7 protein-coding genes are annotated in these 6973 nt (G+C 65.9%); 6 read left to right on the top strand and 1 reads right to left on the bottom strand.

Annotated elements, in window-relative coordinates:
• Positions 1 to 707, top strand: a 707-nt coding sequence (locus Q0L30_RS19330) for an AAA-associated domain-containing protein (protein ID WP_296659893.1), incomplete at its 5' end; no start/stop codon positions are given.
• A gap of 150 nt (positions 708 to 857) precedes the next feature.
• Here the strand turns inward: Q0L30_RS19330 and Q0L30_RS19325 are convergent.
• Complete coding sequence (locus Q0L30_RS19325; RefSeq protein ID WP_296659890.1) at positions 858 to 1943, bottom strand: sigma-54-dependent Fis family transcriptional regulator; 1086 nt, start codon at positions 1941 to 1943, stop codon at positions 858 to 860.
• Between the two features lie 447 nt (positions 1944 to 2390).
• Here Q0L30_RS19325 and Q0L30_RS19320 point away from each other — a divergent pair, with 447 nt between their 5' ends.
• The 5 genes from Q0L30_RS19320 (at position 2391) to otsA (ending at position 6902) form a co-directional block, all read left to right on the top strand.
• Entirely contained in the window at positions 2391 to 2702 is a 312-nt protein-coding gene (locus Q0L30_RS19320; RefSeq protein WP_296659887.1) for a hypothetical protein, read from the top strand.
• Positions 2703 to 3042: 340 nt separating this feature from the next.
• Positions 3043 to 4446 carry a sigma-54 dependent transcriptional regulator gene (locus Q0L30_RS19315; RefSeq protein ID WP_296659883.1) on the top strand — a complete coding sequence of 468 codons (1404 nt, stop codon included), beginning with the start codon at positions 3043 to 3045 and terminating at the stop codon, positions 4444 to 4446.
• A gap of 134 nt (positions 4447 to 4580) precedes the next feature.
• On the top strand, positions 4581 to 4832 hold the full coding sequence (locus tag Q0L30_RS19310; protein ID WP_296659895.1) for a hypothetical protein: 252 nt from the start codon (positions 4581 to 4583) through the stop codon (positions 4830 to 4832).
• Positions 4833 to 5039: 207 nt separating this feature from the next.
• Positions 5040 to 5264, top strand: a complete 225-nt coding sequence (locus Q0L30_RS19305) for a hypothetical protein (protein ID WP_293034192.1) — start codon at positions 5040 to 5042, stop codon at positions 5262 to 5264.
• Positions 5265 to 5477: 213 nt separating this feature from the next.
• Positions 5478 to 6902: an alpha,alpha-trehalose-phosphate synthase (UDP-forming) gene (otsA, locus tag Q0L30_RS19300; RefSeq protein WP_296659879.1), complete on the top strand. Its 1425-nt coding sequence runs from the start codon at positions 5478 to 5480 to the stop codon at positions 6900 to 6902.
• Positions 6903 to 6973 lie beyond the last annotated feature (71 nt).

Raw genomic sequence — 6973 nt, 5'->3', positions numbered from 1 at the left:
TGCTGATCGTCACGCACAACATCGAAGAAGCGGTGTTCATGTGCGACCGCATTCTCGTGCTGTCGTCGAATCCGGGCCGCGTCGTCGCCGAAATCAAGGTGCCGTTCAAGCATCCGCGCAATCGTCTGGACCCGGAATTCCGCAAGCTTGTCGACGACATCTACGCGAAGATGACCGCGCGCCAGACCGGCGAGACGACCAAGAAGGGGCTGGAGCTCGGCAGCTGGCTGCCGCGCGTGTCGACCAACCTGATGGCCGGTCTGATCGAAACGCTCGCGGCCGCGCCGTACCATGGCCGCGCCGACATGCCGGAAATCGCGCGCTCGCTGCATCTGGAAGTCGACGACCTGTTCCCGATCGCGGAAGTGCTGCAGAACCTCGGTTTCGCGGACGTGCGCGAAGGCGACGTGCTGCTCACGCCGCCCGCGCGCGTGTTCGCCGAGTTCGGCACGCAGGAGCGCAAGATGATGTTCGCGGAGCATCTGCTGCGCAACGTCCCGCTCGCGGCGCGTATCAAGAAGGTGCTCGGCGAGCGGCCGGGGCATCGTGCGCCGCGCGTGCGCTTCGAGCAGGAACTGGAGGACTTCTTGTCCGACGGCGCCGCCGAGGAGACGCTCGATACGGTGATCGACTGGGGCCGTTACGGCGAGATCTTTTCGTACAACGACCAGTCGGAAATCTTCAGCCTCGAGGACGTCGAGTCCTGAGCGCTTCGCCGCATACGGAAAAACGGTCGCTCAATGGTCGCTTCGGCGGCCGTTTTTTTCACGGGTGCGGGGCGAAAGCGTATGGGTTCAAGCGCGCCCCGGCGCTCGATTCATCCTTGCGCTGGCGGCATCGCGCCGATGCAGCCTCCCTCAACGGCTTTCGCGCACGCGGTCGTCTTCATCGTCGATGCCGTCGTCCGCGCCATAGCTGCCGAGGCGGTTATAGAGCGTCTTGAGGCTCACGCCCAGCGTGCGCGCCGCAAGGCGCTTGTCGCCGCCGCAATATTTAAGTGTGCCGAGGATGATCTGCTTTTGCGCGTCGGCGAGCGGCGTGCCGATCCAGACGCTCATCGCATCGCCCTGCGTGACCGGCTTCTTTACACGCGGCACCAGCTGCGGATGGGTAATCTCCACCGCTTTTTCCGCGAGGATGAACGCCCGATAGACGGCGTTCTTCAACTCGCGCACGTTGCCGGGCCACGACCAGTTGCGCACCGCTTCGAGCGCGCGCTTGCTGAAGGCCTTCTGTGAGCGTTCCTGCTCGTTGAGTTCGGCGAGAAACAGTTGCGCCAGCAGTTCGCGGTCGTGCCCGCGCTCGCGCAGCGGCGGCACGCGCAGCGGAAACACGGCAAGGCGGTACATCAGGTCTTCGCGCAGGCAGCTTTCCTTGACGGCGGTGACGGGATCGCGGTTGGTCGCGGCGATGACGCGCACGTCGCCGTGGATCGCCTCGTTGCCGCCCACCGGAAAGTAGTCGCCGGTTTCGAGCGCGCGCAGCAGCTTCACCTGGTGCAGCAACGACATTTCGGTGATTTCGTCGAGGAACAGCGTGCCGCCGCGCGCGTGCTCGAAGTGCCCATCGCGCGCCTGCACCGCGCCCGTGAAGCTGCCTTTCTCGTGGCCGAAGAGTTCGGCCTCGATCAGATCGTCGGGGATCGCGCCGCAGTTGACGGGGATGAACGGGCCGTCGCGCCGCGCGCTCAGATCGTGGATGGTGCGCGCCACGAGTTCCTTGCCCGTGCCCGATTCGCCGACGATCAGCGCGGTGGCGTCCGTGGCCGCCACGCATCCGATCTGCGCATAGAGTTCCCGCATCACCGGCGATGAACCGTAGAGCCGCCCAAACGACTCCAGGCCGGCGACGCGCGCGCCGTGGTCCTCGCTTTCGTTGCGCTTGTCGCGCTGGTTGCGCGTGTTGCGATCGGCGGCGGGCGAGCCCGGCTCGATTTGCGCCATAAGCTATTCCGTCCTGAAAAGGGGGCTTACGCCTTTGAGCGGCTGCATCGTCATGCGGTCATGCCGTCATGACTTCATGCGGCGAGCGGCCGAGGCGCGGTTCGGACATGGCCGTCCAGGACTGGCACGGGAGAAGCCGCGCCGACGGCCGCATGGTTTGCATCGCCTGAATATTTAACCACCGTGACACGCCGCAGGGCAATCGACGTACTGTCCGACGGACGTTCGCGCTTTGCCGTTATCGCGCCGTTACCTTGGCGTACACGTATGTCGGTGCGATGTTGGCCGATCTTCGCACATCCGGCACGAATCCTGCTGTGGAACTCGCGACGCTCGCCCGGATCGACGGTATACGGGCGGTGCCTTACCGCACGATTCCGGTGCTGACCGGGACGCTACGCAGCAAGATTCACAGCAAGATGCACGGCAAGATCCGGAGGACGCGACATGTCGACGAACAGAACGAATCTGGTGGGCGCATTGCTCGCCGTTGGCGCGCTCGGCGCGACGGCCGGGATGATGGCCTGGCGCTGGTCGCAGCGCCATCGGGCGCAGCGTATGAGCTATCACCGTGAATTGAGCCGCTGGGAAGGCGAGGGCGGCGCGCTCGACGCCGACGGCGGCAGCGCGGCCGGGGCGGCTGCCTCCAGCGCGGGCGTCTCGGGTATGTCGGGCGCCAGGGCATCGGGCGCAGCCGCGTCTGGTCAGAGCAACGGTGCGGCCGGTGCGCCCTGGCCGTTTCCGCACGGTAACGCCTAAGCCGCACGCGCTTCCGGCGTGAACCCAGCTTGAATCTTCTACGACGGGCACCCTGCTGCCCGGCCGCGCGAGGCTGGACGCGCATCTATCTCGAATCGTTCTATAATGGTCATATCAACAACAATCTGGGTCTAGGCCAGTCAATAACTGCGGGATTGTTGCATAGTTGCAGCTAAAGCACGCCTGCGCCGCCTTCGGTGCCGTACCCGACCGTTTCGTACTCCACCACGCTACGACTGCGTGCGCCGCGCCTGTGCGGCGCCGGTTCCTATGGCTTCGATTGCACGCCGCGACGCGCGGTTGCGCGGGGCCATTCACATTCGAGGGCTGACGAGACGCGATGCCACATGTATTGATTGTCGATGACGATGCGGGAACCCGCGAGGCACTGGCCGCCGTGGTGGGCGACGACGGCCTCACCACCGCACAGGCCGGCGATCTGCGCGAGGCGCGCATCCAGCTGGTGCGGCAGATGCCGGATGTGGTCTTTGCCGATCTCAAACTTCCGGACGGCAGCGGAACCGAGCTGTTCCAGGATCTCGATCCGCGCTCGGGCGTGGAACTCGTGGTCATCACCGGCCATGCGAGCGTCGAGACGGCTGTCGACGCACTCAAGGCCGGCGCGATCGATTACCTCGTCAAGCCGATCAACCTGCAGCGCGTAAAGGCGATCCTGAACCGGCTGCCGCGCGCGGGCGACCTCAAGGCGGAAATCGGCACGTTGCGCGGCGAGCTGCGCCGCATGGGCCGTTTCGGTCTGATGCTCGGCAGTTCGGCGGCGATGCAGGAGGTTTACGACCAGATCGGCCGGGTGGCGCCGACGCCCGCGTCGGTGATGCTCGTCGGCGAGTCGGGCACCGGCAAGGAACTCGCCGCGCAGACCATTCATCAATTGAGCCTGCGTCGCAAGCAGGAATTCCTCGCGGTCAACTGCGGCGCGATTTCGCCGAACCTGATCGAATCGGAGATGTTCGGCCACGAGCGCGGCTCGTTTACCGGCGCGGACCGGCAGCACAAGGGCTATTTCGAACGCGCGAACGGCGGCACGCTGTTTCTCGACGAAATCACCGAAATGCCGGTCGAGCTTCAGGTGAAGCTCCTGCGCGTGCTGGAAACGGGCATGTTCATGCGTGTCGGGACGACCAGGGAGATCGAGACCGACGTGCGCCTCATCGCGGCGACCAACCGCGATCCCGAGCAGGCCGTGGCCGAAGGCAAGCTGCGCCTCGACCTCTATCACCGGCTCAACGTCTTCCCGATCAACCTGCCGCCGCTGCGCGAGCGCGGCAAGGATGTCGGGTTGCTCGCCCAGTCGTTTCTCGACGAACTCAACGAACGCCACGGCACGAAGCGGCAGTTTCCGGCTGCCGTGCGCGAAATGCTGGCCGCGTACCCGTGGCCCGGCAACGTGCGCGAGCTGAAGAACTACGTGCAGCGCGCGCACATCATGGCGAGCGCCGATGGCGACCTCACCGCCGCAGTGCCGTTGCAGATCTCGCTGTCGAAGTCGATGGCCGGGACGGCCGTGACGATTCCGTTCGGGACCTCGCTCGCCGACGCCGACCGGCAACTGATTCTCGCCACGCTCGAACAATGCGGCGGCGTGAAGACGCGGGCGGCGGAGATTCTCGGCATCAGCCTGAAGACGCTCTATAACCGGCTCGTCGAATATGGCAACGAGCGCGGCAAGGGCGAAGCGGACGATCAGGCGCCCACGCACGTGACGGGTGGCGCGGACGCCTGAGCACGCGGCCCTGCGGCGGCCCCGGCAGGCCGCGGATCGGGCTGCTTGCGCCTGGCCCGGCGCCTTTTGCCCGCCTGGTTCATGGTATGTCCCTTGCGCTGTTGAGCAGAGGGAGACATTTCGAGGAGTGAGCCATGCCCCACTGCCGATTTACAGGCCGCACAGGCTACACAGGTCATACCGGCCACACCGGCACGAAGCCGTATCTCGCGCATACCCCGCAGCCTGACGACCCGCCGCCGGGCGAGCCGGACGAGCCGGACGGGCCGCCGATCGGCGATCCGCCGCCCGAGCCGTTCGAGGCGCCGCAATCGCCGCAATCGCCGCAAACAAATAGGCGCCGGATCCGGACTGCCAACCCCGCGCAGCGCGGCTGTGCCGCGTGAATGCGCCGGGCTCGCCGGCCGTGCTGGCCGGGTTGGCGTGCGCGCCGCGCCGGAAAGCACATCGCGCACCCGCATCGGCGCGGCTCTTACGCTTTTATGTACGAGTTACAAAACTTTCGCCATTTTTACCGGAAATTTCACGCGACGAACCCTAGACTATGAACACGCGCTGCCGCCAGGTAGCGGCCTGGCGCTGGAGGCATGGACATGAGACATCCCGCATTGCGTCGTTCGGCACGTCATTCGGGCAAGCGCGGTCCGCGTGACGGCGATCAGCCTGGCAACTACCCGCCCACCATGGGCGCACCCGATCCGGCCGGGCAGAACCGCACGGCGCCGGGCGTGCCGCCCGATGGCGAGCACAACCAGGGCGGTGCGCGCGCTGAAGGACTCGATTACCAGCGCGATCTCGGGTCGGAACAGGACGCGTGAGTTTCATCCGGCCCCCACAGCGCGTCATCCAGTCATTTCCAGCCGTTTCCAGACGTTTGTGCCATTGCGCAGGGCGCGTCCGCTGCGCGGGATGCGCTTGTTCTATCGCTGCCGAAAGCGTGTTTCCACCCAGGCTGACGGACACGTGGCACGCGTCTTGCAATCGTCAGATCGATATCGTCACAGAAACAACGAAACAGGAGGTTAGCCGCAATGGGCAGACTGATCGTGGTATCGAATCGCGTTGCGCCGACGCAGGAAGGGCGGCCCGCCGCTGGCGGGCTCGCCGTCGGCGTGCTGGATGCGCTCAAGGAAACCGGCGGCGTGTGGTTCGGCTGGAGCGGCGAGACCGTCACCGCGCCGTCGCATCCGGCCATTGAGCAGCAAGGCAACGTGACCTACGCGACGGTCGGCCTCACACGCCGTGACTACGACCAGTACTACAAGGGCTTTTCGAACACCACGCTCTGGCCGACCTTCCATTACCGCAACGACCTCGCGCGCTACGAGCGCCAGGATTACGCGGGCTATCTGCGCGTGAACGTGGCGCTCGCGCGCCAGCTTCAGCCGATGATCGAACCCGACGACATCATCTGGGTTCACGACTATCACCTGATCCCGTTTGCGCGCTGCCTGCGCGATCTCGGCGTGAAGAATCCGATCGGCTTTTTCCTGCACATTCCGCTGCCGGTGCCCGAGGTGCTGCGCTCGGTGCCGCCGCATGAGGAGCTGATGAAGTTCATGTGCCACTACGACGTGGTCGGCTTCCAGACGGACGCCGACCGCCAGGCGTTCCTCGACTACGTCGAGCGCGGCGGCCACGGCAGCGCGAGCGACGACGGCATGGTTCACGCGTGGGGACGTTTCCTGAAGGTGGGCGCCTACCCGATCGGCATCTATCCCGACGCGATCGCGACCTCCGCAGCGCAGTTCTCCGACCGCAAGCCCGTGCGCAGCCTGCGCGACGCCATGCGCGGGCGCAAGCTCATCATGAGCGTCGACCGGCTCGATTATTCGAAGGGGCTCGCGGAGCGCTTCCAGGCCTTCGAGCGCATGCTGCAGAACGGGCCGGGCTGGCATGGCCGCGTGTCGCTCCTGCAGATCGCGCCGCCGACGCGCTCGGATGTGCAGACCTATCAGGCCATCCGGCGCAACCTCGAAGGCGATGCGGGCCGCATCAACGGCCGCTTCGCGCAACTCGACTGGACGCCGATCCAGTACCTCAACCGCAAGTACGAGCGCAATCTGCTCATGGGGCTCTTCCGGCAGGCGCACGTCGGCTATGTCGCGCCGCTGCGTGACGGGATGAATCTCGTCGCGAAGGAATATGTGGCGTCGCAGAATCCCGAGGATCCGGGCGTGCTCGTGCTCTCGCAGTTCGCGGGTGCGGCGGAGCACATGCCGGGCGCGCTCGTCGTCAATCCTTACGATCTGAACCAGACGGCGGAAGCGCTCGAACGCGCGCTCTCGATGCCGCGCAGCGAGCGTCACGCGCGCTACACGGACATGATGGCCTCGCTGCGCGAGAACAATCTCTCGGTGTGGCGCGATACGTTCCTCGCCGATCTGCGCAGCGTCGCGACGGCCGCGTCGGTCACGGCCAGGGCGCGCAGCGTTGCACCGGCGAAGGCTGGATGACGGCTCGGTTGTGCTGAGCCGCCGCGACGTAGTGCGTTTTGTCGTGCGCCTCGGCGCGACGCAGTGGCGTA

This window comes from Paraburkholderia sp. (assembly GCF_024281035.1).
Lineage (GTDB): Bacteria > Pseudomonadota > Gammaproteobacteria > Burkholderiales > Burkholderiaceae > Paraburkholderia.
The sequence above is the reverse complement of the archived record's forward strand: the minus strand, read 5'-3'. Positions and strand labels throughout refer to the sequence as shown.